General features: G+C 53.4%; 1 rRNA gene (running past one end of the window). It reads right to left on the reverse strand.

Annotated elements, in window-relative coordinates:
* Positions 1 to 155: 155 nt before the first annotated feature.
* Positions 156 to 1,903, reverse strand: a 23S ribosomal RNA gene (locus DWX61_RS19085); it runs 1,275 nt beyond the window's last position.

The raw sequence follows: 1,903 nt of genomic DNA on the forward strand, positions 1-1,903 counted from the left end.
GAACCAACGACACTGCGGTTAACAGCCGCATGCTCTACCGACTGAGCTAAGGAGGATTACTAAAATATTTAATTTAAGGTTTGTACCTTAAAAACTACATACATGCTTGTTGATTGTTAATCAAACTCTTTGAATCAATTCTTAACCTGCGTTTCTTGGTCAAGCCCTCACCCGATTAGTAACAGTCAGCTCCATGTGTTGCCACACTTCCACCTCTGCCCTATCTACCTCGTCGTCTTCAAGGGGGTTTACTTCACTAAGAATGGGATATCTCATCTTGAGGGGGGCTTCACGCTTAGATGCCTTCAGCGTTTATCCCTTCCGGACTTGGCTACCCGGCCATGGCTTTGGCAAGCCAACCGGTCCACCAGCGGTCCGTCCATCCCGGTCCTCTCGTACTAAGGACAGCTCCTCTCAGATATCCTGCGCCCACGCCGGATAGGGACCGAACTGTCTCACGACGTTCTGAACCCAGCTCGCGTACCGCTTTAATGGGCGAACAGCCCAACCCTTGGGACCTACTACAGCCCCAGGATGCGATGAGCCGACATCGAGGTGCCAAACCACTCCGTCGATGTGAACTCTTGGGAGTGATAAGCCTGTTATCCCCAGGGTAGCTTTTATCCGTTGAGCGATGGCATTCCCACTTAATACCACCGGATCACTAAGCCCTACTTTCGTACCTGCTCCACCCGTCGGTGTCGCAGTCAAGCTCCCTTCTGCCTTTGCACTCTTCGAATGGTTTCCGTCCATTCTGAGGGAACCTTTGGGCGCCTCCGATACCCTTTCGGAGGCGACCGCCCCAGTCAAACTCCCCGCCTGGCATTGTCCCACCGCCGGTTCACGGCGGCTGGTTAGAAGCCCAATATCACAAGGGTGGTATCCCAACAGCGGCTCCGCGGCAACTGACGTTACCGTTTCTCAGCCTCCCACCTATCCTGTACATGCAACACCGGACCCCAGTGCCAAACTGGAGTAAAGCTCCATGGGGTCTTTCCGTCCTGGCGCGGGTAGCCAGCATCTTCACTGGCACTTCAATTTCACCGGATGTATTGCCGAGACAGCGCTCAAATCATTACGCCTTTCGTGCGGGTCGGAACTTACCCGACAAGGAATTTCGCTACCTTAGGACCGTTATAGTTACGGCCGCCGTTTACTGGGGCTTAAATTCAAAGCTTCGCATTGCTGCTAACCTCTCCTCTTAACCTTCCAGCACCGGGCAGGCGTCAGCCCATATACCTCACCTTTCGGTTTCGCATAGACCTGTGTTTTTGCTAAACAGTTGCTTGAGCCTATTCTCTGCGGCCTGCTCTCGCAGGCACCCCTTCTCCCTAAGTTACGGGGCCATTTTGCCGAGTTCCTTGGCAATACTTCTTCCGCCGGCCTTAGGATTCTCTCCTCATCCACCTGTGTCGGTTTACGGTACGGGTACAATATGAACGATAGCGGCTTTTCTTGACGCATGGCTCACGGGCTTCGCTACTAATCTTCGCTCCACATCACGTCTTCCCATTGCATGGCGGATTTTCCTACCATACTGGTACCTCGCTTGTACCGGGCTTTCCATTCCCGGCTCCCGCTCTCCTTACGTGTCCCCACAGTTCTGTCATACTGCAGTACAGGAATATCAACCTGTTGTCCATCGGCTACGGCTCTCGCCCTCACCTTAGGTCCCGACTCACCCAGGGCAGATCAGCTTTACCCTGGAAACCTTGGATATTCGGCCTAGAGGATTCCCACCTCTATCTCGCTACTCATTCCGGCATTCTCTCTTCCATGCAGTCCACAGCTCCTTTCGGTACTGCTTCTTCCCGCATGCAATGCTCCTCTACCAATCTTTTCAGATTCCTTAGTTTCGGTGGCGCGTTTCAGCCCCGGACATTTTCGGCGCAGGACCTCTCGA

It is taken from the genome of Ruminococcus sp. AF20-12LB (assembly GCF_003478985.1).
Lineage (GTDB): Bacteria > Bacillota > Clostridia > Lachnospirales > Lachnospiraceae > Blautia_A.